20 protein-coding genes are annotated in these 25,799 nt (G+C 68.4%); 9 read left to right on the forward strand and 11 right to left on the reverse strand.

Features of this window, described 5'->3' with window-relative positions; all coding sequences use genetic code 11:
- The 6 genes from ACGFY5_RS31245 (at position 1) to ACGFY5_RS31270 (ending at position 10,280) form a co-directional block, all read left to right on the forward strand.
- The gene (locus ACGFY5_RS31245) at positions 1 to 591 is read left to right on the forward strand and encodes an HdeD family acid-resistance protein (protein ID WP_392725394.1); all 591 of its coding nucleotides are present in this window, start codon (positions 1 to 3) and stop codon (positions 589 to 591) included.
- A gap of 577 nt (positions 592 to 1,168) precedes the next feature.
- Complete coding sequence (locus ACGFY5_RS31250; protein WP_392725396.1) at positions 1,169 to 2,344, forward strand: tyrosine-type recombinase/integrase; 1,176 nt, start codon at positions 1,169 to 1,171, stop codon at positions 2,342 to 2,344.
- Positions 2,345 to 2,685: 341 nt separating this feature from the next.
- Entirely contained in the window at positions 2,686 to 4,083 is a 1,398-nt protein-coding gene (locus ACGFY5_RS31255) for a hypothetical protein (protein ID WP_392725399.1), read from the forward strand.
- Positions 4,070 to 4,816, forward strand: coding sequence for a hypothetical protein (locus ACGFY5_RS31260; RefSeq protein ID WP_392725401.1), 747 nt, complete (start codon positions 4,070 to 4,072; stop codon positions 4,814 to 4,816). Before ACGFY5_RS31255 ends, ACGFY5_RS31260 begins: the two co-directional genes overlap by 14 nt.
- Positions 4,817 to 4,836: 20 nt before the next feature.
- Positions 4,837 to 9,222, forward strand: coding sequence for a hypothetical protein (locus ACGFY5_RS31265; protein ID WP_392725403.1), 4,386 nt, complete (start codon positions 4,837 to 4,839; stop codon positions 9,220 to 9,222).
- Entirely contained in the window at positions 9,219 to 10,280 is a 1,062-nt protein-coding gene (locus ACGFY5_RS31270) for a hypothetical protein (protein ID WP_392725405.1), read from the forward strand. The genes ACGFY5_RS31265 and ACGFY5_RS31270 overlap by 4 nt, the downstream gene beginning before the upstream one ends.
- On the opposite strand, the gene ACGFY5_RS31275 is transcribed toward ACGFY5_RS31270, so the two are convergent.
- Positions 10,266 to 10,712, reverse strand: a complete 447-nt coding sequence (locus ACGFY5_RS31275) for a hypothetical protein (RefSeq protein ID WP_392725408.1) — start codon at positions 10,710 to 10,712, stop codon at positions 10,266 to 10,268. The two genes, ACGFY5_RS31270 and ACGFY5_RS31275, sit on opposite strands and share 15 nt — an antisense overlap.
- A gap of 16 nt (positions 10,713 to 10,728) precedes the next feature.
- Positions 10,729 to 12,750 carry a GNAT family N-acetyltransferase gene (locus ACGFY5_RS31280; RefSeq protein ID WP_392725410.1) on the reverse strand — a complete coding sequence of 674 codons (2,022 nt, stop codon included), beginning with the start codon at positions 12,748 to 12,750 and terminating at the stop codon, positions 10,729 to 10,731.
- 574 nt (positions 12,751 to 13,324) lie between these two features.
- Between ACGFY5_RS31280 and dapF the strand changes: the two genes are divergently transcribed.
- The gene (dapF, locus tag ACGFY5_RS31285; RefSeq protein ID WP_392725413.1) at positions 13,325 to 14,119 is read left to right on the forward strand and encodes a diaminopimelate epimerase; all 795 of its coding nucleotides are present in this window, start codon (positions 13,325 to 13,327) and stop codon (positions 14,117 to 14,119) included.
- Between the two features lie 111 nt (positions 14,120 to 14,230).
- Here the strand turns inward: dapF and ACGFY5_RS31290 are convergent, their stop codons facing one another.
- Positions 14,231 to 15,094, reverse strand: a complete 864-nt coding sequence (locus ACGFY5_RS31290) for a cupin domain-containing protein (RefSeq protein WP_392725415.1) — start codon at positions 15,092 to 15,094, stop codon at positions 14,231 to 14,233.
- An 80-nt stretch (positions 15,095 to 15,174) separates the two neighbouring features.
- Between ACGFY5_RS31290 and ACGFY5_RS31295 the strand changes: the two genes are divergently transcribed.
- Positions 15,175 to 16,086 carry an NAD(P)/FAD-dependent oxidoreductase gene (locus ACGFY5_RS31295; RefSeq protein WP_392725418.1) on the forward strand — a complete coding sequence of 304 codons (912 nt, stop codon included), beginning with the start codon at positions 15,175 to 15,177 and terminating at the stop codon, positions 16,084 to 16,086.
- A 332-nt stretch (positions 16,087 to 16,418) separates the two neighbouring features.
- Here ACGFY5_RS31295 and ACGFY5_RS31300 read toward each other — a convergent pair whose 3' ends face one another.
- A complete protein-coding gene (locus ACGFY5_RS31300) occupies positions 16,419 to 17,423 on the reverse strand; it encodes a helix-turn-helix transcriptional regulator (protein WP_392725421.1) in 1,005 nt (334 codons plus the stop codon).
- Positions 17,424 to 17,558: 135 nt separating this feature from the next.
- On the opposite strand from ACGFY5_RS31300, the gene ACGFY5_RS31305 reads away from it, so the two are divergent.
- Complete coding sequence (locus ACGFY5_RS31305; RefSeq protein ID WP_392725423.1) at positions 17,559 to 18,278, forward strand: nuclear transport factor 2 family protein; 720 nt, start codon at positions 17,559 to 17,561, stop codon at positions 18,276 to 18,278.
- A 143-nt stretch (positions 18,279 to 18,421) separates the two neighbouring features.
- Here the strand turns inward: ACGFY5_RS31305 and ACGFY5_RS31310 are convergent, their stop codons facing one another.
- The 7 genes from ACGFY5_RS31310 to ACGFY5_RS31340 form a co-directional block, all read right to left on the reverse strand.
- Positions 18,422 to 19,369 (reverse strand): VOC family protein, encoded by a 948-nt coding sequence (locus ACGFY5_RS31310; protein ID WP_392725426.1) that lies wholly within the window; start codon positions 19,367 to 19,369, stop codon positions 18,422 to 18,424.
- A 22-nt stretch (positions 19,370 to 19,391) separates the two neighbouring features.
- The gene (locus tag ACGFY5_RS31315) at positions 19,392 to 20,924 is read right to left on the reverse strand and encodes a carboxyl transferase domain-containing protein (RefSeq protein WP_392725429.1); all 1,533 of its coding nucleotides are present in this window, start codon (positions 20,922 to 20,924) and stop codon (positions 19,392 to 19,394) included.
- A complete protein-coding gene (locus ACGFY5_RS31320; protein ID WP_392726355.1) occupies positions 20,921 to 21,775 on the reverse strand; it encodes a fumarylacetoacetate hydrolase family protein in 855 nt (284 codons plus the stop codon). The genes ACGFY5_RS31315 and ACGFY5_RS31320 overlap by 4 nt, the downstream gene beginning before the upstream one ends.
- 5 nt (positions 21,776 to 21,780) lie before the next feature.
- Positions 21,781 to 23,238 carry an NAD-dependent succinate-semialdehyde dehydrogenase gene (locus tag ACGFY5_RS31325; RefSeq protein ID WP_392725431.1) on the reverse strand — a complete coding sequence of 486 codons (1,458 nt, stop codon included), beginning with the start codon at positions 23,236 to 23,238 and terminating at the stop codon, positions 21,781 to 21,783.
- Positions 23,239 to 23,247: 9 nt separating this feature from the next.
- Positions 23,248 to 24,210, reverse strand: coding sequence for a cyclase family protein (locus tag ACGFY5_RS31330; RefSeq protein WP_392725434.1), 963 nt, complete (start codon positions 24,208 to 24,210; stop codon positions 23,248 to 23,250).
- Positions 24,207 to 25,025, reverse strand: a complete 819-nt coding sequence (locus tag ACGFY5_RS31335; RefSeq protein ID WP_392725436.1) for a prephenate dehydratase domain-containing protein — start codon at positions 25,023 to 25,025, stop codon at positions 24,207 to 24,209. Before ACGFY5_RS31335 ends, ACGFY5_RS31330 begins: the two co-directional genes overlap by 4 nt.
- A gap of 76 nt (positions 25,026 to 25,101) precedes the next feature.
- Positions 25,102 to 25,797, reverse strand: coding sequence for a GntR family transcriptional regulator (locus ACGFY5_RS31340; protein WP_392725439.1), 696 nt, complete (start codon positions 25,795 to 25,797; stop codon positions 25,102 to 25,104).
- Positions 25,798 to 25,799 lie beyond the last annotated feature (2 nt).

Genomic DNA, 25,799 nt, shown 5'->3' on the forward strand with positions numbered 1-25,799 from the left:
ATGTTGGAGACACTCAGCCGTCGCTGGTGGGCGGTGGCGCTCCGTGGCGTCGCCGCAGTCGTGTTCGGTGTGCTTGCGCTCGTCTGGCCCGGGATCACCGTCTTCGCGCTGGTCATCGTCTTCGGCGCCTACGCCTTGGTGGACGGCGCGTTCACCCTGATCACCGCATTCGGCGACCGGGCCGGGCGCCGCACACGTGGCCGCCGTACCTGGCTCGTGGCCCGCGGTATCGCCGGTGTCTTGGCCGGCATCATCGCGGTCGTCTGGCCCGGGATCACCGCGCTCGCCTTGCTCTGGGTGATCGCCCTCTGGGCCATGGTGACCGGCCTGCTCGAGATCGTCGCCGCGTTCCAACTCCGCGAGGAGATGCGACGCGAGTGGCTACTTGCGCTGAGCGGCGCGTTGTCCGTGCTGTTCGGCGTCCTGCTGGTCGTCTGGCCGACCGCCGGAGTTCTGACCTTGGTCGTGCTGATCGGCATCGCTGCCATCGCGTTCGGTATCACGCTGATGATGCTCGGCCTGCGTCTGCGCCGGGCGCGGCACCGGGATCCGGCAGCGGCGGGGCACCACCGTCGGCCGGCCACGACTTGAGCACGCATAACACAGCTCGAGGCGCTACCGCACCCGACGAACGACGGGTCAAGGGCGGCCTCTCTGGAAGGAAGCTGCGGCTCCGCAGTTGCAGATTTCGAGCCGGGAACGGACGGGACCTATGCCCGTCCCGCCCGATCCGGGGCCCATGAGCCCGGTGCCGGGTGTGCTGTGCGCGGCCCGCGCCCCCATTCCGATCCGACGTGGGGTAAATACACGCGAGTTCATCGCCTCAGGTCAGCGGCACTGCCGACAGGCGGCACCCTCGCCCCCTGACAGTCCGCAGAGGAATGCGTACACAGGATTCATCTGAGACCAGCGGATAGCCGCCGAAGTTCCCTCCGGTCAGACGCCGCGTCTGGTCCGTTGAACCATCAGGGGGACACTCATGGCAGGTCAGGGTGTGGTGTTCGAAGCTTGTGCCTGCGGCGGGCGTAGCCGTAACCGCTACTGCCTGCGCTTGGCGCGACGGGGTCACGGCAGCTGGCAGTTCGACTGCCGCGCCCTCGACGCGAACGGCGTCCGCCGGCAGATTCGCCGCGGCGGATTTCCGTCCGAACGCGCAGCCCGTCTCGCGATGTCCCAGCTCCGCCTGCCATCAGCGCACCCCGACGCGACGCGATGGACGACCGGGACGTGGCTGCGGCACTGGCTGACCACCCGCGCGTCGATCCGGCCCAGCACGCTGCGCAGCTACACCCAGCACTGCGACGACTTCCTCATCCCCGCGCTCGGCCGTATCCCGCTGCGTCAGCTGACGACCACCGACATCGCCACCGCCTACGCCGGTTTCCGGCGGCGCCGCAACCGCTACGGGCAACCGCTGAGCGCCGCGACGATCCAGCGCATCCACGCCACGCTGCGTGCCGCGCTCAAGAGCGCCGTCCGCTACGGTGCCATCCCCGACAGCCCGGCGCGGCTGGTTGAGCTGCCGCCCGCGGACCGGCCGCACCCCACGCTGTGGACCCCGGCGCGGGTGGCGGCATGGCGGCGTGACGGCACCTGCGAGAAGGTCATGGTCTGGACTGCCGACCAGCTCGCTGCGTTCCTGCACGAGGTCAAGACCGACCGGCTGTACGCGCTGTGGCACCTCTACGCCCTCCGCGGCCTGCGCCGCGGCGAAGGCATCGGGCTGCGCTGGTGCGACGTCGACCTCGGCAACGCCCAGATCCACATCACCCAGCAACGCACCGAAGCCGGCGGGCAAATCGTCGTCGGGCCTCCGAAAAGCAAAGCCAGCCGGCGCTCGGTCGCGCTCGACCACACCACCGTGCGGACGCTGCGCGCGCACCGCTCGCGGCAGTACACCGACCGGTTCACCCTCGGCGATACCTGGCAGGACACCGGCTACGTCTTCACCCGCCGCGACGGCCAACCACTCGCGCCGACCTATGTCAGCCACCGGTTCGCCGACCTTGTCGCCGACACCGGACTCCCACCAGTCCGCCTCCACGACCTCCGGCACGGCGCCGCGACCATCGCCCACGCCGCCGGGGCTGACCTGAAGACCATCCAGGACCAGCTCGGGCACGCCAGCATCGCCCTGACCGCCGACACCTACACGACGGTCCTGCCCGACGCTCAGTTCGCGGCCGCCGACGCCGCCGCAGAGCTGCTCCTCGGCGCGAACCTGCGAGTGAACGACCGCAACCGGCTCCGCTGCCGGCCGGACGTCCAGTCCCGTGTGACGACTTCTATCCGCACCCGCCGACGCACCGGCCGCGAGTCTCAGACAGACCGGCGACGCCACTAGCAGCACTGCAGGACGGCCATCCGCCGGGCAAGTCTCGAGAGGCAGGCACGGCGGATGGCCATCAGATCACCGTCTATCTACCCCTGCTCGCGTACGACGCCTCTTTGTGTCGTACCCCTGACCTACAGTGATAGCGCGGTTTATCCGGCGACCGGGGGTCGGCATTTCAGTGCGATTCGTCGGCATATCCCGCAGCTCACAGCATCTGTGCGCGAGGGGGGCAAGTGAGGGGTACCGGTATCCCACCGCTGGTCGGGTCGGCTGGACGGCGGCGGCGCACGCTGGCCCACCTGACGCCGATCTTCGACCTGCATTTGGGTCGGGCCCGAAACCCCTCCGCGGTGGCTTGGGCTGTCTACGACGTGATCGCCCTTATCCAAACCACCGTGGATGTCGTTGCTCTCTCCTCAGGACTGGACGGAAACCTGGGGGTCCCGCGCGATCTGGTGTTAGCTGAGATGCAGCGCAACGCGGCTGCCATGGCACCGGATCGGCCGGACGACGAGCACGCACACGTCGCGGTGAGGGTCTTGGACCATCTCCTACGGCACGGCGAGCCCAGCCCGTACTTTCTCGTCGATTACGCGGACCCCGACGCGTCGTGGAAAACGGAGACGCTTCCGGTCCGGCTGCTGTTCGAGACGTTAGGAGCTGACGGTACGACCGTTCACGTCAACGTGGATAACACCGCTGTCGCCCTGCTGCTGATCGCCACGAACCGCACGCTGGAGGACGAGCACGAGGCGGTCATCGCCGTAATGCAAGCGCAGGCCGACAGTGGTCGCCTCGATGCCGCGATCGAGTCCGCCGATGATGCTCTGACGTTGTCACGCGCGTACGCGACCAACGTCCGGCGGATGATCGTCGAAGCCGAGCGGGATGTCACCCGCGTCGACTACCTGCACACTTTGCGTCCCGAGCTGGTAGCGGCGGCCGCGCACGTCGACCGACGTATCCGGATCGACGGTACGTTTCTGCGGCACCTGGAGAAGCTACGGGCCGACGCCTCCGAAGATCAGGATCCGGTGGCGGTCCGGCAGCTGACTCGTGCGACGTCCCGACTGGGTGACGCGGTAGAGACGCTGGCTGAGCTGCAGACGGATGTGATCAGTGCGGCGCCCCGCTGGCGAGACGCTCAAGCCGCACAAGCTTTCACCGCGGTTCCGGCCGGCGACATCGACCCCACCAAAGATGTCCTGACCGCACTTCTCACCGGAATCGAATTGCCCATGAGCGCGGCCGGTTTAGGGCCGCCCGCGTCCGCCGTGCTGCTCGATTTCACCGGACTCGCCGACCGCCTGGTCGCCGCGCCACGAGCCCCTCGTCAGGACGACGGCGCGCCCATCTCTGCCGAAGAACTGGAAGACCAGGACGGCGTCTACGAGCAGTTCCCGGAACAGTTCCACAACGTCGCCGACGTCCTACGCAAGCGCCGCATCGCGCCGGGGGCCAAGGCGCGGCTGTCGGACTTACTCGCCGACGTGAACGAGCTCTTTGTCCAGCCGGATCTGCCGCTGGTGGTCGAACTCGCCACGCTCGCCGGATCGCACGAAACGGCGCGTCGGCGGTTACGGCTGCTGCTGGCGCTCGACGCCATGATGCTCTGGCGACCGGACGGCCATCCTGATCTGCACAGCGACTGGTGGGCGATCGACGACGGCGTGCGCGCCCGTTACCCCGACTTGGACGTACCTGATCTGCTGATCCAGCGGAAGGGACCGCAGAATGTCCGTCCGTGATGATGCGCGCGACGTCAGGCTGCTGCTGCGCTACGCCCTCGACCACACCGCGACGCCCAGCCGTTTCGAGGTCTACGGCCGCTTGCTAGACCGCTATCACTCCGACCCGGAACTGCGGGGCGCGTTCGATGAGACGATCACCGCGTTAGGTGCCCGCGTTCTCGCGGCTGATCGCACCGTCGGGCTGGTGCTCAGCGTCGAGCCCGACTCTCCGCTCGGGGTCAAAGACACCAGCGCGTGGCTGCGTATCCGTGGGGTCCCGGACCGATTGGTGTACGGGTTGGCGCTCGGCGGCGCAGCCGCTTGGTGTTACCCCACCGCGCGAGCCGTCCGCGAGCCAGGCACCCGCCGGATCACAGCTATCGATGTCGACCGGCTAATCCGCGAGCACGCAGACGCCATCGAGCGTGGGGAAGCCGAGTCCGACGATGCGCTCAGTGATGCACGACGTGAGTACATCGAACGCCGTAAGCAGATCGAGCTGACGGCCACCGGTCAGCTCAAACGCGACTGCACGCTGAGGATGTGCGAGGAGGCTCTCACCCTGCTCGCTTTCTTCGGGCTGCTCATCGAGGACCGCTCTGTTCCCTCGCCGAGGTCTGGCATCCGGGTCTGGCGGTCCACCGACCGCTTCCGCGCTCATGTCGCGGCCGGCGGCGGCCCGCTGGTCTGGCAGACCATCACCGGCTCCGGCATCGCCGAGCAACTCCACAACGGCCACGCCGCCAACTGACGTCAGCGAGGAACCCGCTCATGCAGACCGGATGGCGACTCGAACGCACCTACTTCGCCGGTGCCGGCTTCAACGAATCCCGGCTTGAAGGCCTCGACATCAACTGGTCCGAGCCGATGGAACCCACCGGGCACGCGGCGCTCTGGGCGGACAACGGGACGGGCAAGACCACCATCACCGCGCTCCGCTTCGCGCTCTACCTCCCCGATACGCGCGACTTCATCCGCGGCGACTCCGATCGATCGCTGGCCAAGCTCGTCCGGTCGAACGAGGTGTGCCATGTCGTCGAGCAGGCCACCCGGGTGGCCAACGGCGAGGTACAACGCATCGTCGTCGGTCTCATGGCGGCGTGGGCTGATGGAACGCAGGACCTGGATAACCCATCGCGGCTCGAACGCCTCTATTACGGCTGGGTCACCGGCGAAGACGGTCCGACGATCGACGACCTGCATTTCCGCGCGCCAACCGCACGCTGGGCGACCAGCATCCAGTTTCTCGACACACTGCGAGGGGTCATGCCCAGCGGTGGGGCACTGCCACCGCACAAGGCCGAGAAGAGCCATAAGGGTTGGCGAAACTGGTTGATCGCTGCAGGAGTCGACCTTGAGCAGGTCCGCTTCCAGACCGTCATGAATGCCTCTGAAGGCGGCGTCGACCGTGTGATGCGCTTCCGAGACTCAGACGCGTTCGCCGCCTGGCTCATCGGTGCCATCACGCCGACGTCCACCGTCGATCAGATCGGTAAGAGCATCGACGTACTGCGGACCAACGCCGCTGCGCGTCCGCGCTGGACCGACGAGCTCGAACTCTGGCAGCGGCTCATCCACCCGATGCTGGGCCTTGCGGTGGCCTACGAGGACGTCACCGCCCGACGGCGTGCTCTGAGCGCGACCGAGGCTAACGCCGGCGCGATCGTGGCGGACGCTGATGCCACGATCGCCGGTCTACGGCAGGACCACGCAACAGCCACCGAACAGCTGGAGTACTACGAGCAGCGTCGCAAGGACGCTGGAGCCTTGCTGCGGCGAGCCCAGGCGCATCGGCTGCGCATGCAGCACCGCGCTGTCCATCTTCGCGCCGACGAAGCCGAGGCAGTCGCCGGGGAACTGCTTCACGTGAGGGACGCGGCGTCCGAGAAACTCGCCGCGTGGCGGCTCGTGGCCAACGTCCTGGCCGCTCGCGTGGCTACCAGCCAGCTTGCTGGCCTCACCGAACGCCTGGCAGCGGCCGAAAGAGAAACCGCCGACCTCCAACGCGCAGAGCAGCAGCACCGCAACGCGTTGGCGCGTCTCCTCACTGAGCGACGTGAGCAGGCCAGCGCCCACCTGGCTGCAGGTAAGCGCGAGCAGGCTGCCGCCGAAAAGGCACTGACGAAAGCCGACGAGGAACTGGCCAGCGCCCTCGGCGAACGCGCCACTACCGAGGCGAAGACCCAACGCGCCGAGGCGGAATCGGCAGAAGCCGAACAGGTACTCATCGCAGCCATCGAGAGCGGTCTTATCGACGAGGACGACGACCCGACCGCCGTTGACGAAGCAATCAAACAGGTCATCACAGACTCGCGGGCCGCACGACAGACCGCAATCGGAGCTCTGCGCGGACTCAACTTACGGACCATCGCCGCCCAGAAAGCGGAATCCGACGCGCGTCGAAAGGCGGCAACCGCACGCGAGGACGCGAATCGAGTAGCGGGACTGCTGCGGGAGGCCGACGACCGCACGGAGTCGCTCGCTCAAAACCGGTACGTCATTGACGCCCTGGGCGGCAACGCAGCCATTGATCTCTGGCAGCAGCGTCACAGCCTGGCCGACGCGCTGAAGACACACGCAGCATCGGCCGACAGCAACGCCGACCAAGCCCGCTCGCAAATCGCTGCGGCGAAGCGAATTCGCTCGTCCATCGGGGCCGACGGGCTGCTGCCCGCCCCAACCGCAGTGGAGGAGGCAGCCCGGCGCTGCCGCGAGAACGCCGACCTCGAGATACCCGCTTGGCCCGGCTGGCGCTGGCTGGCCGACACCATGACTCCGCAGGCCGCCGCAGAGTTTGCCCTCGCCCGACCCGACATCGTCTCCGGGGTGGTCGTCGCCCACCCCGATCTGGTCGACGACGCCGTCGCCGCTATCGGTGACCTCGCCATCGACAGCGCTCTCTGGGTGGGCGCTGTCCATGACAGCACAGCCGCGAGGGACTCCCTCGCTGCCGAGGGCACTCGCGCCCAGGTCCTCCTACCGCCCTCAGGTATGTACGACCGGGACTCCGCGAGCCGCATGCTCGCCGCAGCCGATCAGCAACTCGCCGACGCCACCGACCTACTGGACACCGCGCAATCACAGGCCGTCAGCATCCGAGAGACCCTCGCCTCCCTCAACCGCCTCTGGACGGAGCTACCAGACGACCCCCGGCCCGGCTACGCCCAGCAACTGGAGACCGCCAACAGTCGGCGAGCCGAGGCCGAGACCGCCGAGGCGAACGCCACTGCTCTGCTAGTCGATCTTGCGCGGTTGCAGCGCGAGCACGAGAACGAGCGAGACGCCGCGCAAGCCCTCCTTGACGAGGCCGCCGACAAGCGTCCCCTTCTCGTACCGGTTATCGCGGCCCACACCACCCGGACTCGCACCCGTCAAGAACTTCCTGGTCTTCGGGGTGCGCGGGCAGAGGCCCGACGCCGGGTGGACACACTCAATGGCGACCGCCCACGACTCGTCGCCGCGGTGACCGCTACTTCTCTCGAGGTAGCCGCCCGGACTCGCAAGCTGGAGAACGCCGCGGAAGCTCTCCGAAGCAGTAGACTCTCTCCTAACGCCGCTGGCCCTGTTCCGGTCGAGGACGAGGACGTCCTCCGAGCGCGTTGGGACAGTGTCGTAGAGGCACTCACTGCTGCGGCGGTCGATCCCGAGCTACAGGACAGCATCATCGAGACCCGCCAGCGGCTGTCGGATCTCGACGCGATTCTGGATGCGGACCCTGCGCGCCGGCGACTCGCCGAAGAGCTCTCCGAGACCGACGCCGCCCGTCATGCTGTCGCGCTCACCGCGGCGGTCAAGGCTGCCGATGAGGACGAGGCACGAGCCCGCGAGGAGTACGCCCGGGCACGCGCCGCCGCCGACCAAGCAACCGCGACCTTCCGCAGCCAGAAAATGGACGCAGCGGACCGGTCTTCACCGGACGCCGATGGTGTGCCCGCCGCGTTCTCCGTGACCGATCCCGACGACGCCGACAGATACGCCGCACGCCTTGATGAGCTCGCCAGCGAACAGTTGGAAGCGCAGCGCATCGCTACCGGACGAGAAAGCCAAGAACGGGAGAAGACACAGAAACTCGACATCGCCCTGCGGCTGGTCGACGCCTCGGTCAAACAGCTGCGCAGCCAACGCGACGAGAGCCTGAGCGGTCGCCGCTGGTCCGATCCCGACGAGCTCATCAACCGCATCACCGACATTGCCGGTCAACTCCAGGAGCACGGTAAGGCGGTTACGACCAGCGAGCAAGCGCAACAGGCCGCCGCCGGTGCGGTACGCGCCCACGCCAACGGTGTGCACGCTCGCCGCGTCGAAGACGCCGGCGACGTGCGAGTCACTGACCTGCTCACCCGGCTCCGCGCTGATGAAAGGTTGCCCGCCGACGCTGAACGCCTTGCCGAACAGCTCGAGCAGCGCGCCACCTCCCTGCGCGACGACCTCGATCACCACGATGCCAACGTGCGCACCTGCGCGAAGATGCTGCACGTCCAAGCCGCCACCGCGATCGACCGGCTCCGTTCCTACCAGAACCAGTCCCGGCTACCCGACGGCCTGGGCGACTGGTCACAACGCCACTTCGTCACCATCGACCACGAACCATTGCCTACCGACGAATCGGTCGCCGTCGACCGGGTCGCACGCGTCGTCCACGCTCTGCTCAGCGGCAAGACCACAAAGTCCGACGCGCAGGCGCTCCTCTTCGCCGCCGCCCGCGCCCTGGTCGACGCCCCGTTCCGTGTCAGGATCCTCAAGCCCCACATCGACCTGTCCCTCGACCGTGTCGACGTCGGCGACCTGAAGAACTTCTCCGGTGGGCAACGCGTCACCGCCGGCGTCCTGCTCTACGCCACCATGACACGCGTGCGGGCCTCCGGCGACGCCACCTCGATCGGCTGGCTCTGGCTGGACAACCCCTTCGGTCAAGCATCCGCCGACCAGTTCATCCGCACCATGCGCCGCGCCGCCGACCAACTAGGCCTCCAGCTGCTCTTCACCGCCGCCCCGAAGGACAAGAGCGCCCTGTCCATGTTCGACCGGGTCATCACCCTCGCGCGCCGTCATCGCCCCTCGTCGAAGGAGAACGTCATCGTCCTCAGCGACGGTGCCCAAGAGCTCGTGGACTTGACCCTGATCCAGCGCGACGTCACCGCTGTACTCGGCGGATGAACATCGACCCCGCCGACCTGCTCCCCGCGCTGGATCCCGAAGGCCGCGGCGGACGACATGAGATCGACGCGGTCGCCGACGCCATCCGCTTCCTCACGCCCGACATTGATGCTGCCGACCTACCCGGCCTCGTGTTGAAAACCGTTCAGGCAGGCGTGGAGCGCGGACTCTGGTCAAGTGCACGAACGATGGTCCTCCGCGGCCGGACGAGCCTGCCGAAGACCATCAACCTCCCGCGAACAGCCGTATCTGGCGAGCGACTGCAGCCGATCACCGTTCCTTTGCGGCACGAACTCGCGAGTTGGGCTGCCACGCTGCCGCTGTCCCGAGCCCAACGCGAGGTGCTGCAGGCGGTCAACCAGTGGCTGCGCGAGACCGACGGAGGCAACGTTCCCATCGTCGAAGCCGCAGAACGCGCCTACCAGCTCCTCGGCGACGAGAAAGCCTTCGATTCCACCCCACCGCGTGGCGGAGTCACCCTGTGGTCGCCCGGCAGGCTGACGCTCGAACTCCTGCGATGCCACCGAACCCCGACGCCGCTGACCTGGGAACCGACCACCACAGTGATTGGACTCCAAGGTCCCGTGTTGTGTGTAGAGAACCACGCCACCTTCCGAAGCCTCCTTCGGGTACTACGCGCCCAACCTCAACCTCGCTGGAGAGCAGTTGCTTGGGTGCAGGGACGGAATACCGCACCGCTGAGCTCCCTGAAGGACTTGCCGTTCACCGTCTCGCACCTGGATTACCTCGGCGACCTCGATCCCGCCGGGCTAGAGATCGCCGCGACCGCCTGCGAGGTGGCACGGCAGACTGGGATCACTGCAGGGCCAGCCGACTCTCTCTGGCAGCTTCTGATCAGGCAGCCATCCCGTCGGGGCCCGCAGGTCAGCGAGGTAGACGCGCGGCGCCTCGTGGCCTGGTTACCCGCCTCGGTACAGGAGACCGTATTCGCGCTGATCACTGCAGGTCAGGCGGTACCCCAAGAGGCCCTACGTTTCGATGTGCTCGAACAGCACTACGAGCTGATGCCGACTCCTGGTGGGCTACCAGAGAGCTAGCGCGTCGTTCTGCTCCTGCAGGCGAGCTAGCCTGCGCAACCTCGCTGGGTCTGAAGGCGCGACATAACGAAAACTCTGCGGCGGCTGGAATGCGGCGTCTTCCCGCAGCCTGTGCAGCAATAGCGGCTCATCGAGTCGCTGAACGTCACGAAGCTGCAGCATGTATGCAGCTGAGCTGCCATCGAGGTAGCGGTCGAATTCTTCGCGCCCAAGGCCCAGCACTGCGTGGTGTCGGCGCCAGGCGATGTCGGGGTCGGAAACGTCGATTCCTGCCAGCCGCGCTGTGCCCACGACCGCCATGACCGGCGAGCTCGCGTAGAGGATCACGCGCGAGTCTGCCTGCGCGTTGATCGGACGGCGGCGAACCTCAACAGTCTTCTCGCCGCTCAAGATGGCGTTTGCGAAGCGAGGACGCAGAGAGAGCAGGAGCACTCGGCTTGTCGTCACGTCATCGGCCTTCCTCGTAGAGCCTCTGGAACAGGCGGTTCGAGATGCGTAGCGGGCCCTGGGGTACGACATGGTGGTTCAGTTCCGCGCCGATCGCCCGAAGCTTGGTCAAGACGATCGGTTTGGGCAGTATCTCAGTGTTAGTGAACCGTATTGCTTGTACCTGGCCGTCCTTGGCAGCTTGGTGTACTTGCGTGAGATTCCACACCCCGAGGTGCTGGAAGCGGCTATGAAGGTCGTCGGCCTCGCCAGTAAGCACCGCATCTACCTGCGAACAGGCGATCACTGCCGGCTCGTACGGCGTCGTCTTGCCTCCAGCGCTCATGTACCAGAGCACTCGCGCCGGCGCACGAAGTAATGGTCCAGTCGGCGCGCGGTAGTAGACGTGCTCCCGGCTGATCCCCAGCGCGTCGCTGCGAGGCAACAGACCAGGTGGAATGCCGAGCAGGTCGCTCGAGTAGGCCTGCCGTATGGAGATCAGATAACTCGGCAGGTCGCTGTCGCTCAACTTCGCGGGCCACCACGCCCGCTCCATGCTCGCGGCAGGCAGCGCGGACATTCCTGCCACCAACGAGACCGGCGGCGCGAGATTGGCCGCAGCCGCTGCGCGCACCGCAGCATGTTCTACGTCCGCCGCGTCGGCACAAAGGTCTAAGACGAATGCATAACGATGGTCATCGGCGTGTATGAACCCATCGGTCTCTGCCGCGAGTCTTACCGGCGAGGAAATATGGGGGTCCGTCAACTGCAGGACCGGCAGTGAGGCCTGACGGGCCTCCGATCGGAGTAGGAAGAGCAGTTGGCGCGCCAAGGTATCCGCAAGCGGGTGAGATCGCACCCTAAGTAGCGGGACCTGTAGGGCGAACGCCTCCTTGACTACTACGAAGGCGGCGATCAACGATCCGTCGGGGCCGGTGATCCCGACACGTTCGTGGCCCGCCTGCGCGAGTGCACGGAGGCGTCGTTGAAGGTCACCGGGGCGTTCGCCTTCGGTGTTGTTACGCAGGCCGACGAGTTCTGCGTCCCTCCCCACTCCGAGTAGCTGGCGCTGGAAGTGCGTATCCATGAGCGCTCCCGGGCGGTAAGCCTCCGCTCTGGCTAGTTCATCGATGTGAATGACCACATCTGACGGCCTCATGATGCGTAGGCCGTATTCGTGGGTTGCCGTCGTGCCAAGCGTCCGAGTCAAAGCCGTGTCATAGGTGACGAAGACGTTGACGTTCCCGGAGATGGCCTCGGTGAGATGCTCGAGATCGAAGCGATCTTGTGGCGACTGCGGGTACCCCGGCTGGGTCTGTTGCGCTCCCGCGACGAGAGCACTGCGGACTGCGTCGGCCTGGGCCGGCTCAGCGTTTATCCGCGGCAGCCGCTGCGCCTGAGTGATGCAGGCCGCCCTGAGAGACCCCTCGATGCTGTCGATCTCCGCATCGAGAGCTGCCGTACGAACCAGGCCGAGCCGGTCAGCGACCTGGTCGGCCAGCAGGGCACGCGACTCGGATGTGTTGCTTCGGTCGGCCTGCGCCAAGTCACGCAGAACATTCATGTCGATCGCCGCGCGGACGAAGACGTCGTCCTCCGCTCGGCTGAACAGGTCAGGGTGTCCGTGATCGCGCCACCACGTGATGAGGGGATGTCCCTCCGCGCTCCGACCACGGCTCTCTGCAACTTGCGTAAATCCCAGCCGGATCCACATGGGCCCGAGTCCGTAGTCGTACCGGCACTTCGCGAGAACACCTGCGTAGTCGGCGTGGCGTTTGCTGATCTCCTCGACCAGCAGTCGCGCGATCCCGTGTCCTCGGAAGGCCGGATCTACGCATAAGTGGTTCAGCCTGATCCTCCCAGCAGACAGTCCAAAGTACGCGTACCCGACGACGTCGTCTTGGAGCCGGACCGCCAGTAGTGTCCGGTTTGCGGCAGCGTCCTTGTAAGCACCGTCAGGGAGGAAGCCCAGCGTCTTGCGGGCCTTACGCCCTAACTCAATCGCCGCCGCGACATTCTCGTCCCCAGGCTGCGCGACCACCACCCTGGGCCCGGTCGTAGCCGAGCCGTCACCCCCTGCGACTCGCATCAGTGCAGTCTGGCCGAGGACAGCCCACAATGGAAAGGACGAGTAGGGAAGAATCTTGGGGCGTGGCCCCCATACGGTCGCTCGAGATCGGTAACCCCGCCACGCGGCTACCGGGTGGCTGTACGGACGCCCGACGGACGCCACGCATCCGCAACACCAGGAAGTCTAGCGTTTCCGCAGATCACAGGCCTGCGGCGGCGTCCCAGCGGACGCCCTGTAAATCCGTCGGCTCAGCCTACGAAGGTTCGAATCCTTCACCCGCCACGCCTAGGGAAAACGGCCCCTGGCCAGCAGAAATGCTGACCGGGGGCCGTTTCGTGTCCGCTGGCTTCGTCCGCGGCGGGGTGTCCGGTTGTGTCCCACTGTGTTCCAGTGGCGATCACTGGGGCCGGACGCACGGCGGACAACGTCCGCGGCGATTCGAGCGCCACACGCCGGCCGGACACCGCGACGCGCGTCACAATTGGTGACGGCCGAAGCGGCCCGACGTCGTGCAGATGCCTCGCCGCGCGGGCCCTAAGGTGGCCGGGTGCAGTTCGCCAAGGGACACGGAACCGAGAACGACTTCGTCATCGTCCCGGATCCCGACGACCGGCTGGATCTGACCCCGGACCAGGTCTCGGCCCTCTGCCATCGCCGCACCGGGATCGGCGCCGACGGCCTCCTGCGCGTCGTCCGAGGCGGGCGCCCCGAGTGGTTCATGGATTACCGCAACGCCGACGGCAGCGTCCCGGAGATGTGCGGCAACGGCCTGCGAGTATTCGCCCGGTACCTCGTGCAGTACGGCCTGGCCGCTCCCGGACGCTTCGACATCGCCACCCGCGCCGGTCAGCGCACCGTCGAACTCGACACCGACGGCGACGTCACTGCGGATATGGGCCCCGCCGCCGTACTCGGAGTCTCTACCGCCCAGCTCAGCGGCCGGACCATGGAGGGTGCGCACGTCAGCGTCGGCAATCCGCACCTGGCGTGCGTCGTGGCCGATCCGGTCGAGGATTTCGACCTGACCACCGCCCCGGACGTGGACCCGGGTCGCTTCCCCGATGGCGTCAACGTCGAACTCGTCCGGCTGACCGGCCCCCATCGAGCGCAGGTGCGGGTGCATGAACGCGGCATCGGGGAGACCTCTTCCTGCGGAACCGGCGTCGTGGCCGCCGCCGTCGCAGCCGCCCGCACGATGGGTGAATCACACAGCGAGTGGCAAATCGACGTGCCCGGCGGCGCGCTGACCGTGCTTCTCACCCCGGAGTCCGCCTTCCTACGCGGCCCAGCCGTGATCACCGCGGAAGGCAGAACGTTCCTCCTGGACCAGCCCAGTGAGTGAAAGATCAGCCGACCACTCTCGTGCGGAACACCTCGTCCTCGCCGTCCGGAACGTTCACCACACGACAAGAACGGTCCTTCGTGGCAGCGGCAGTCGACGGCGCCCTCCCGCTCAGCGGTGCTCGCGGCGGTAGGCGCCCGGGGCGATGCCGTACTCGCGGCGGAAGGCGCCCGCGAGGGCGAACTCGGTGGAATAGCCGGTGCGGCGTGCGATCGTGGACAGCGTCGCGTCGGTCTCCACGAGCAGGCGGGCAGCCTGGTCGAGCCGGTGAGCCAGCAGGTAGGCCGTCGGGGTGCGGCCGACCGCTGCGGCGAAACGCCGAGTGAACGTGGCCCTGGACAGGCCCGCCTGTCTGCTCAGTTCCTGGACCGTCCAGCGGGTCTCGGGGCGGGTGTCGATCGCCCGCACGGCCGCGGCGATCTCCGGATCGGTCGGGTCGGTCCAATCCGCCGTCTCGCGCCACCGGCGCAAGGCCCGCGCGAGCATCAGATCCAGCAGCGCGTGACGGGTGGCGTCGACGACCAGCCCGACGGCCTGCTCCTCGTCGAGTAATCCGATCACCGAGTCGAGCCGCCCGCTCGACGGGACCACGATCGGGTCGGGGAGGGCGGCCAGGAAGGGGTGCACGTGCCGGCCCGGGGCAAGCCGGTAGGCGCCGCAGAGGAACTCGAAGTCGGCCGGACCGGGATCCGGTTCGGCCTGCCCCAGGTCGACCGGCGGCAGATTTCGTAGCGGGTGTGGCTCGGAGGCGAGCGCGTGGTCGGCGCCTGACGTGATCAGCACGATGTCACCTGGTCCGAGCTCGACCGGCGGCACGTCCGCGGTCAGCAGCCAACCGGTCCCTCGGAGAACGACGTGGAAGCCGCTGCCGCTCAGCCCCGAGTAGTTCAGGCCCCAAGCTCCGGACTGCCGGAACCGTCGCACCGTGCCGCGGCCGACCCGCAACGCGGCGATCGCGCTACTGATCGCGTCCATCGGAGCCATGCTACCTACGCGTAAAGGTCGGCGACGTCGCAGTATTTCTGCCGGGCCGGGCCCGCGGTTCAGTGGACGGCATGAAGGAATGCATTGTCATCGGCGGTGGCGCGGCCGGTCTGAGCGCCGCTCTCACGCTCGCGCGGGCTCGGCGTACGACCTTGGTCGTCGACGCCGGCCGCCCGAGCAACCTGACGGCGCCCACTATCGGCGGTCTGCTCGGACACGACGGGCGCCCGACTGCGGAGTACTACGCCGCGGCCCGCGCGGAGCTCGACGCGTACCCGTCGGTCGAACTCTTTGACGGCGAGGCCGAGCACGCTGTCCGGGAGGACGACGGCACGTACGCAGTGACCCTGGCGGACGGTCGTCGTGAGCACGCCCGCACCGTCGTGCTCACGCCCGGGATGGACTACCGGATCCCGCCGGTGGCCGGACTGGCCGAGCGCTGGGGCGGCGATGTGTTCCACTGCCCGTTCTGTCACGGCTGGGAGAATCGCGACCGGCCCACGGCCGTCTTGGCGACCGGTGCGGTCGGCGTCCACGGTGCCCTCAACCTGCGCGGCTACACCGACGACATCACCCTGCTCACCAACGGTGCCGCCCTCGACGGCGCCCAGAAGGATCAGCTTTCGGCAGGCGGGATCAAGTGGGACGAGCGCCCGCTGGCCGCCGCCGACGGCGCGGGGACGAGTCTGGAGGCCATGCGTTTCACCGACGGCGCCGACCTCGCCGTCACCGCCGTACTGGTCAAGGCCTTCCTGCACCAACGCTCACCACTGGCCCGCGACCTCGGCGCCACGGTGACCATGTCGGACGACAATCTCGGTGTCGAGGCGATCAAGGTCGATGCGATGTGCCGTACTAATATTCCGGGCCTTTTCGCCGCCGGTGACGCCGCCACCGCGGTGCCCCCGTCCATGGCGGCCGCTGTCGCCTCGGGCTATCTGGCCGGAGCGGGCGCCGCGGTCCAGATCTCGGCCGGACGTTGACCGCGGGCACGAAGCCGCACCCTCGTCGCCCTCACGAGAAGCGCCACAACGGCTGCTGGGACTCGGTTGGTGTCAGGGTCAGCGCGTGGGCTGGCGGCGGGGCGGTTTGCCGGTGAAACCGTCCAGTGGGGTCCGCGGTGTGGACACCGAGCAAGGTGATGTCGGTGCCGAGGCGGTCGGCAGCAGGTCGCCGGTGTGGACCAGCCCCTCGCACCGGCCGTCGGGGCAGCGAACCGGGTGACGCCCTGACCGGTGGCCCACTCCGGTACGTTCACGCAGGTCGATCGCGCTGTCTGCGGCAAGATCTGCGCCTCGGGACTCGCGCACAACCGTTATACCGTGGTTCGCGAGGCAGACGACGCGTCGTCGGTATAGATCCGGCTCATCGCTCGGAGCGCCCGGATCATTTCCGCGCGTAGATCGGCGGGAGCGACGACCTCCGCGTCGCCGCCGAGTTTGAGGAGCTCCGGAATGGCTGCGTCGATGGATTCGATCGGGAGGGTGACCTCGATCCACCCAGCTCGGTCGGGCTTGGTCGCCGAACGCTGGGCAGCGACGGCCATGGTCGGCCCCAGCAAGTGGGGGAGTCGCTCGACGCCGCGACGGGAGAGCCGCAGAACGGCGGTGCCCTCATTCCGGCGACGCTCGAAGTGGTCGAGATAGCCGTTCCAGTGGCTGGCCAAGTCGAAGCCTTCGGCCCGCTCGAACCGATCGGGCAGAACATCCACGTTCAGCATTCGGGCGACTCGGTAGGTGCGAAAGCTGCGGTCTTCGCACGCAACGAGATACCAGTGGCCGGCTTTGAGCACCAATCCGTGTGGCTGCACCGTTCGGGTGATCTCGCGCGGCTCGGCCCACCGCAGATAGCGAATCCGCAGGGTGCACTGGTTCCACGTGGCATCCGCGATCAGGGCCAGGTGCGGGACTTCTTCGGCCTCGGCATACCACGGCGGGAGGTCGAAGTAGAGCCGGTCGATGACCCGGGCGGCCCGGTCGCGCAATTCCGAAGGGAGCGACGCCTCCACCTTCAGCTGCGCGGTGGTGCTCGCCGCAGCCAGACCCAACTGCGCCGCGGCGGCGGGATGTCCGGTAAGGAAGAGCGCGTCGGCTTCAGCGATGTTCAAGCCGGTCAGCCGGGTCCGATATCCCCCGAGCAGCCGGTAGCCGCCTTCGTGGCCCGGCTCCCCGTACACCGGAACGCCGGCGGCGCTCAGCGACTCGACGTCTCGATAGACGGTGCGAACCGACACCTCCAGCGCGTCGGCCAGTTCCTGAGCGGTCATCCGCTCCCGGGCCTGGAGCATCAGCAGCAGCGACACCAGTCGACTCGCACGCATTCTTCAGAGTTTGCCGAAGTCCCCTGACAGAAGATGTCAGGGGACTCTTCCTAGCGTGCGCTCATGACCTTCACCACCGATGTCGAGACGTTCGTCAGCCGGTACACCGCCGTGTGGAACGAGCCGGACCCCGCCGTGCGACGCGAGACCGTTGCCGAACTATGGGCCGAGGACGGGATCGAATTCACCAGCACCGCCGAGCACCTCGGTCACGATGCCCTTGAAGCCAGGATCGCCGCCGCGTACGAGCAGTTCGTCGCACCTGGCACCTTCCGCTTCATTGCGGCCGACGACGCTGTGCGGCACCACGACGCCACTACGTTCACCACGCACATGGTCCGCACGACAGACGGTCTCCCGGTCTGGAGCGGTGTCGTCTTCGCTCTTCTGGACCAGAAGGGACGAATCCGACAGGACTACCAATTTACCGGGAAGGAAGCGGACACGCGCGCTGTCGTTGCCGAGTTCCTCGACCGCCTGGGTGGCGGCGAGCCTGAGCGGATTGCCGAATTGTTCGCGGACACCGTCGATTGGCGGCTCGACTGGCCCGACGAGGACCACCCTGCGGTGCCCTGGATCCGGCGCCGGTCGACTCGTGCCGACGTCGCCGACCACTTCCGTGCGCTGAACACCTTCCACGATCCCGACAAGCGGGGCGGGACCCCACCCCAAATCCTGGTAGACGGTGCCGACGCCGTGCTCGTCGGTGTCATCCGTCAGACCGTGAAGGCCACCGACACGGCGTACACCGCCGACTATGCGCTACGCCTGACGGTCGAGAGCGGCGAGATCACCCGCTACCACGTCTACGAAGACAGCCTCGCCGTCACGCAAGCATTCGAACCCGCGACGTAGCACCTCGGGCAACGACCGCTGCGTCAACGGCAGATGGCTGTGTCAACGCCCGCCGACTTCATCAAGGCGTTGCGACGACCGGTACCGCGACCGTCGCGTTCACCATGACCAACAGCCGGAGGGACCGCTTTGCGCGAGCAGCGTCAGGCCAGCTGGTTGGCCACTGCGGCGAGTTCGTCATCCCGAGTCGGTGCGCTGGTGACGCCCATCGCCGCATCGGTCAGCGCCTTGACCTCCTCCTTCGGCGTACCGGCCAGCCACACGTCGCGGCTGATCGGCGTCGACTCCAGGATCCGGGGCCGGTGGTCGGGCGCGACGATGTCGTGCTCAACGCAGAACTCGAACGAGATACCGGCCGCGGGGTCGGCGATGTAGACGCTGATCGAGCCGGAAGCCGCGTGCCGCAGGACGTCTTTCTGCAGCTGTGCACCGCTGCGAAGCGCGATGTTGCGGGCCCGCATGACGTCGTCGATGCTCTCGACCAGGATGCAGAAGTGGTCCATCTTCCCCGCACGCTGGGGGCTGGCCCGGAAGATGCCCATCGAGTGGTGGTAGTTGTTCCCGGCGCGCATGAAGACGGCGTTGCGCTTGATCCAGTCCGACGCCCGGAAGCCGAGCACGCTCGCGTAGAAGTCGTGGGCAGCGACCGGGTCGGTGGAGAACCACACCGCGTGCAGCATCGTCTCCATCCGCACCAGATCCTGGACCGGCTTCACGCCGCGCGCGAGCATCTGCGTGAAGACGTCGACCTGGATGCCGTCCGGATCGGTGAAGCGGATGCCGCGATCGATCGCGTCGCCGTCGAGATCGCCGAACTCCTCGTGCGCGATGCCGCGCTTGTCCAGCCGGTCGGCCACCTCGTCCAGCGACTGGTGGTTCGCCAGTTGGAAACCGACGCGCTGGAGGCCGGGCCGCACGGCGTTCTGTTCCAACCGGAGCCAGTGGTGGTCGAAACCGCCACCGAGGAACGCGGTGCGTGACGACAGGTCGTGCAGGGTGAGCTGGCCGACGTTGGTGTAAAACTTCGCGGACTCAGCAACGTCCGGCACACCGACGACCACATAACCCAGACGCTCAGTCGACTGCTCCATCGCTGCCTCCCTCATTGTTTCGCTACGTTAGTGTATACAGTTGTCTGGCTAGCTGAACTGCGACTTCGTCAGCAATTCGCTGGCAGAAGCGCAGCGGGTCCTCGTGCGCCGGCCGGGGCTCAGGCACGACGGCGTGGACGATTCCGTCCAGGTACAGCGCGCGGGCGCCCACCCGTTGCCGCGCGGCGGTCTCGCCCGCCCGGGACGTCGTGCCGAAGAGAATCGTGCTCGCGCCCTCCGGCGGCAGCGGCGACAGCCAGGCGTGCTCGGCCGCGACGACCCGGCGGCCTGCGAAGAGCGCGAGCGCGGCACCGCCGCCGCCCTGCCCGAGCAGCACGGACACCGACGGCACGCGGGCTGTGACCAGGTCGGCGAGGGTCCGTGCGATCTCAGCGGCCAGGCCACCCTCCTCGGCCGCGATCGACAGGTCCGCTCCCGGGGTATCGACGACGCAGACCAGCGGCAGGCTCAGCTCCCCGGCGACCTCGATCATCCGCCGGGCGACCCGGAGATCGGCCGGACCGAGGGATCCGCGCAGCGTCTGGGCGTGCCGGTCTTGGCCGATCACCACACACCGGGTGCCGCCGATGGACGCGAACGCGCAGAGCAGGCCGCGCACCGGGGCATCTGGACGGTGTCCGGCGACCGGCATGAACGCGTCCGCGCCGTAGCGGAGGAACTCCCGGACCCCAGGTCGGTCGCGGCGCCGGGTATGCCCTATCGAAGCCCAGGTACCGTACCCGCCCTCCGCCCGGTCCCGGGCCTCCGCCGCGTCGACCTCATCCGCGAGGGCCGCAACGGCCGGCGCGGAGCGCGCCACCAGTGCCGGTGACGCGGCGTGCGCCCGCGCGCCGATCAGCAGAGCGAGCGTCCGGGCCGCGACGTCGGCCAGGGAGCTCAGCGGCACGACACCGTCGATCACGCCTCTCGCGACGAGGTTCTCGGCCTGCTGGACGCCGCTCGGAAACGGCCGACCCTCGAGCGCCTCGTACACCGACGGGCCGAGGAACCCGACCAGCGCACCGGGCTCCGCGATCGTGAAGTGGCCCAGCGAGCCCCACGACGCCAGCACGCCGCCCGTCGTCGGATGGCGCAGGTACACCAGGTGCGGCAGACCCGCGGCCTTGTGATCGACGACCGCCCGGGAAATCTCGATCATCGTGACGAAGGCCGGCGTGCCCTCCTGCATCCGGGTGCCGCCGGATGCCGGGGCCGCCAGTAGCGGCAGCCGCTCGGCGGTCGCCCGGCGGACCGCGGCGGTGATCCGGGCGGCGGTCTGGCGGCCGATCGAGCCACCGAGAAACCGGAACTCGCTGACGATCAAGGCCACGTCGTGCCCGCGGATCCGCGCCCGGCCGGTCACCACCGCCTCGTCCGTGCCGGCCTTCGTCCGGGCACGTTCGAGGTCCGCGGCGTAATCCGCCGCAGTGTTCCCCTGCTCCGGCGGGACGTCCCAGCTCGTCCACGATCCGGCGTCGACGGTCACCGCGATCAGCTCCCGCGCACCGAACCGGCGACCGGCCATGGTCGGCTCGAGCGACGCCGCGGACGTCATCGCACGGCCGATCGCGTCTCGTTCCCTACCACCGGATTGCGCAGGACACCGAGCTTCTCGACCTCGACCTCGACGACGTCCCCGGGGTGCAGCAGCCAGGGTGGCGTCCGGGAGTAGCCGACCCCGGACGGCGTCCCGGTGGCGAGCAGGTCGCCAGGGTGCACGGTCAGGGTGTGGCTGATCAGCGAGAGCGTCTCGCCCACCGGGTAGACCATCTCGTCCGTGCGCCCGCGCTGCACTTCGACCCCGTTCACCCGGGTGACGACGTCCAGCCCAGCACGCAGATCGCCGACCTCGCCCGCCGGCACGAGGGGGCCCAGCGGCCCGGAGCGGTCCCCGTTCTTGCCGAGGATCCACTGCGAGGTGAGCTTCTGCGCACGCCGAGCCGTGACGTCGTTGAACGTCGAATACGCGACCACCGCGCTCAACGCCTGCTCCGGCGAAGCGTCGACGAGCGTCGACCCCACCCAGGCCACGACCTCCCCTTCCCAGTCGAGGCCATCCTCGTTCGAGGGAACCGGAAGGCCGACGCCACCGACGGTCAACGACGACGGCCAGCGGGCGAAGAGCGTGGGGAACTCGGGCACTCCACCATCGGCGTAGGAGCCCTCGGCGACGTGCTTGAGGTAGTTCAGCCCGATACAGATCACCCTGGCACCCGGCAGCACGGGCGGCACGATCTCCACGTCATCGGTCGCCAGCGGCTCGCCCCCCGACGCGGCCAGCCACTCCGCCGGCGCGGCCCAGAACTCCTGCAGGGCGGTCAGCACCCGCACCTGGCTGCCATCGGCCGACAACGCACCGACCTCGACCGCCTCGCCGGGTGCACGCCGCAGCCCGACGATCCGCACGCCGCTCATGCCCGCAGCGCCGCGTACGTCGTGTCCAGGTATTCGTGGATGCCCTCGAAGCCGCCTTCGCGACCCAGCCCGGATTCCTTCGTGCCCCCGAACGGCGCCGCCGCGTTCGACACCACGCCCAGGTTCACCCCGACCATCCCGCTGGCCAGTTCGTCGATCATCCGCAGCCCACGGTCGAGATCCCGGGTATAGACGTAGCTGACCAGACCGTACGCGGTGTCGTTGGCCCGTGCGACCGCCTCGGCCTCGGAGGCGAACGTCGCGATCGGAGCGAGCGGCCCGAAGATCTCCTCGGTCAGCAGCGCGCTGCCGTCCGCGATACCGCTGACGACCGTCGGCTGGACGAACCGGCCCGCCAAGCGCTCGCCTCCGGTCTCCACGCGCGCGCCGCGGGACACGGCGTCCTCCAGCAGCCGGTGCACCTTCTGAGCACCGTCGTCGTCGATCAGCGGTCCGACGTCGCTGCCGTCGACCCAGCCCGGGCCGACCCGCAGCGCAGCCATCCGGGCCGCGAACGCGGCGGTGAACTCTTCCGCGACCTCCTCGGCGACGAGGAACCGGTTGGCCGCGGTGCAGGCCTCCCCCATGTTGCGCATCTTGGCCAGCAGCGCGCCGTCCACCGCCGCATCGAGGTCGGCGTCGGCGAAGACGACGAACGGCGCGTTGCCGCCGAGCTCCATCGACGTGCGCATCACGTACGGCGCGCACTGCGCGAGCAGCAGCTTGCCGACGCTCGTGGAGCCGGTGAACGACAGCTTGCGGGCCAGCCCGGATTCGATGACCGCGGTGACGATCTCGGCCGGCCGGGTCGTCGTGAGCACGTTGACCGCGCCCGCCGGCGCTCCGGCGTCCTCGATGACCTGGGCGAGCAGAAGGCTGGTCAGCGGCGTCTGCTCGGCCGGCTTCAGCACGGACGGGCAACCGGCGGCGAGCGCCGGTGCGATCTTGCGCGCGCCCATCGCCAGCGGGAAGTTCCACGGGGTGACCAGCAGACACGGGCCGACGCCCCGGTGCTTGACCAGGATCCGGGAGGCTCCGTTGGGCGCGGTCCGATAGTCCCCGCTCACCCGCAGCGCCTCGTCGGCGAACCACCCGAAGAAGTCCGCCGCGTAGGCGACCTCGCCGCGCGCTTCGGCCAGCGGCTTGCCCATCTCCAGCGTGATCAGGAGCGCGAACTCTTCGACGCGGGAGCGCAGCTCGCTCTCGACCCGGCGCAGGAGCCTGGCTCGCCACGCCGGGGTGGTCGCCGCGAGGGCCGGCTGTGCGTCGGCCGCCGCGCGGATCGCGGCCAGCGCGTCGTCCGCGGTGGCGTCCGCGATCTCGGCCAGCACATCGCCGGTCGCCGGGTTGTCGACGGCGAACGTCGACCCGTCGCCCGACGGCCGCCAGGCGTCGCCGATCAATAGCCCGGCGGGAAGGCTCGGCGCGACCGGGGTCTCCACCATCGTGGTCATGAAAACTCCTCAGAGGACAGCGATGCCGCCGACGGGCGACCCCGAAGCACCGGTGATCGGAAGGACCGGAGCGGCGAAAAGGAACTCGTACTTGTCGTGCTCGGCACAGGCGGCGGCCAGCGCGGCGAAGTCGAAGATCTCGCCGATCGCCAGCCCCATGTGGACGAGTGCGACGACGTGGAACGGCTGGAAACAGTCGATCTCGTTCGGCCGGACCTCCACGCCCCAGGTGTCGGACGCGATCGCCGCGATCTCCTTCTCGTGCACCCACGGCGCGGTGTGCAGCGAGACGCCCGGCGACGCGCCACCGGCGTAGTCACCCCAGGCCGACCGGCGGGCCTCAAGGAAGCCGGTGCGAATCAGCAGCGCGTCACCGCGCCGGATCTCGACCCCCTGGGCCTCGGCCGTGGCCTCGAGCTCGTCGGCGCTGATCGCGTAGCCCGGCTCGAGGGCCGGCACGCCGAGGTGCTTCGCGACGTCGAGGAAAACCCCGCGCATCACCAGCTTGCCGGCGTAGTTCTCGATCCCGTTGCGGGCCGCACCGGCCGACGACACCAGCCCGGCCGACCGCCCGTTGTACATCTTGCCCTTCCAGAAGATGTGGGAGAGCGAGTCCCACTGCGTCCCGGCCTGGTTGGGCACGATCAGGATGTCGTCGGAACGGCCGTAGCCCTTGGCCGGGCCGAACCCGGCCGGGAGGATGTCCTGCGCACCGGCCAGATGGTCGGCTCCGGTCGCGGTCATCATGTTGCGGGGGTTGGCGCGGAGGCTGCCGGTCTGCGGGCCGCTCTGGTTGAAGGGCAGCGACACCGACACCGTCAGGCCGTGTTCCACCAGCCCGGCGGCGGCCCTGACCTGCTCGGGTCCGATGAAGTTCAGGGTGCCGAGCTGGTCGTCCTCGCCCCAGCGACCCCAGTTCGTGCACTTCTCGATGTACTGCTGCAGCAGGTCCGCGCCGCGGAAGTCGGTCATGACTCCTCCAGGATGTTCGAGGGAAAAGCGCCCACCACGCCGGGCTCCAGGGCCGCGACGAGGTCGCCGGTCAGTGGCGCGTCGTCCAGTGCGTGCAGGGTCAGCAGGTAGCGGTAGCGGAAGAGCTCTCCGGTCGGTGCGTTGGTGACGCTGCGGATCCGTAGCCCCGACTCCGCGGCCACGGTCAGCACCCGCTGGAGCTCGTCGGATCCCTCCACCCGGACGGCGACGATCCGCGCGTCCGGGTCCGGGTCCGGCAACTCGGCGGTCAGCGCCCACCAGCCGCCGACGCTGCCGCGGTCCACGTCCGGCTCGATGACGTGCAGGCCGAGGGCTCGCCCCAGCGCGAGCGTTCCGATCACGGCCATTGATCCGTCGCCGGCCAGGATCTCCCGGGCCGCCACGACCGAGTTCTGCCGATGCTGGCGGACTTCCGCGTGCGGCAGCTTCTCGGCCAGAAATGGACGGCACTGTTTGATCGAGCCGTGGCCGCCGACGTACCGGACGTCCTCCAGGCGAGTACCGGGTTTGCCGAGCAGCGCGCAGTGATACGGCACGACGATCTCGGCCGCGATGAAAAGCGGTTCGAGCGACAGGATCCGGGCGACCGTTTCCGTGCTCGCGGTGTGCGAGGTCTCCGAGGTCAGCACGCCTACCTGCACGGTGCCGTCCCGGACGGCGCCGGCGACGTCGTCCATCGTCGGGAAATAGATGGGGGGCCGGTCGTCCCCGCGCTGCGCGAGCAACGCGGCGGTGGCCTGACCGGCGAACGTCAGCTCGCTGCCCAGCGTGCCGACCGTCGTCCACGACGTCACGGGGTACCTCCTCCTCGAAGTGGCGACTGTATTCAGTCACTGGCCGCACTCCACTACAGTGCGGAAAAGCACTAGGTCAGGCCGGTCGCACGGTCTGGCCGGCCAGCGCGGTCGCCGCCAACCGATCACGCGTGTGCTGGACGTGAGCGCCGATCATCGCCCGGATTTCCGCCTCGTCGCCGCTCTCGTACGCCTGCAGAATCGCCTCGTGCTCGGTCAGCACGTCGCGGCGCCGGTCGAGGTCGGGCTGTTCCAGGTGCAGATACCGGTAGATGCGGAACCGGACCTCGTCGATGATCGTCGTCACCGCGGCCTCCCGGCCGTTGAGCGTCCGGTGGAACTCCATGTCGGCCTGGATCCACTCGTCCCCCGGCATCGCCAGGTCGAGTTCGGCCGCCGCACGACGGGCCGCCTTGAGCGTCGCCTCGTGGCCGGGCCGGCGCCGGGACTGCAGCGCGGCGAAGACCTCGAGCTCGGCCCGCAGGTTGAACAGCTCCAGAACCTGATCATCGGTGAGCTTCGTGACAACGAACCGCTGGAACGGGTTGGCATCCAGAAAACGCTCGGCCTGCAGCCGGCGGAGCGCCTCGCGGACCGGGACCCGGCTGACACCGAACCGGGTCGCGAGTTCGACCTGGTTGATCTCGGATCCGGCCGCGATCTCGCCTCGCAGGATCGCGTCGCGGACCTGCACGTAGACACGGTCGCCCATGGTCTGGCGGGCAAGGGTCTGGAAGCCGGAACCGCCGGCCGGGCGCGCATCGGGTGCCATGC

Source organism: Cryptosporangium sp. NPDC048952 (assembly GCF_043197895.1).
GTDB lineage: Bacteria > Actinomycetota > Actinomycetes > Mycobacteriales > Cryptosporangiaceae > Cryptosporangium.

Excerpts from the sequence above, each read along its gene's own strand:
- ACGFY5_RS31245 (WP_392725394.1), top strand. The coding sequence starts at position 1 with ATGTTGGAGACACTCAGCCGTCGCTGGTGGGCGGTGGCGCTCCGTGGC.
- ACGFY5_RS31250 (WP_392725396.1), top strand. The coding sequence starts at position 1,169 with ATGTCCCAGCTCCGCCTGCCATCAGCGCACCCCGACGCGACGCGATGG.
- ACGFY5_RS31260 (WP_392725401.1), top strand. The coding sequence starts at position 4,070 with ATGTCCGTCCGTGATGATGCGCGCGACGTCAGGCTGCTGCTGCGCTAC.
- ACGFY5_RS31265 (WP_392725403.1), top strand. The coding sequence starts at position 4,837 with ATGCAGACCGGATGGCGACTCGAACGCACCTACTTCGCCGGTGCCGGC.
- ACGFY5_RS31270 (WP_392725405.1), top strand. The coding sequence starts at position 9,219 with ATGAACATCGACCCCGCCGACCTGCTCCCCGCGCTGGATCCCGAAGGC.
- ACGFY5_RS31290 (WP_392725415.1), bottom strand. The coding sequence starts at position 15,094 with ATGGACGCGATCAGTAGCGCGATCGCCGCGTTGCGGGTCGGCCGCGGC.
- ACGFY5_RS31295 (WP_392725418.1), top strand. The coding sequence starts at position 15,175 with ATGAAGGAATGCATTGTCATCGGCGGTGGCGCGGCCGGTCTGAGCGCC.
- ACGFY5_RS31300 (WP_392725421.1), bottom strand. The coding sequence starts at position 17,423 with ATGCGTGCGAGTCGACTGGTGTCGCTGCTGCTGATGCTCCAGGCCCGG.
- ACGFY5_RS31310 (WP_392725426.1), bottom strand. The coding sequence starts at position 19,369 with ATGGAGCAGTCGACTGAGCGTCTGGGTTATGTGGTCGTCGGTGTGCCG.
- ACGFY5_RS31315 (WP_392725429.1), bottom strand. The coding sequence starts at position 20,924 with ATGACGTCCGCGGCGTCGCTCGAGCCGACCATGGCCGGTCGCCGGTTC.
- ACGFY5_RS31325 (WP_392725431.1), bottom strand. The coding sequence starts at position 23,238 with ATGACCACGATGGTGGAGACCCCGGTCGCGCCGAGCCTTCCCGCCGGG.
- ACGFY5_RS31330 (WP_392725434.1), bottom strand. The coding sequence starts at position 24,210 with ATGACCGACTTCCGCGGCGCGGACCTGCTGCAGCAGTACATCGAGAAG.
- ACGFY5_RS31340 (WP_392725439.1), bottom strand. The coding sequence starts at position 25,797 with ATGGCACCCGATGCGCGCCCGGCCGGCGGTTCCGGCTTCCAGACCCTT.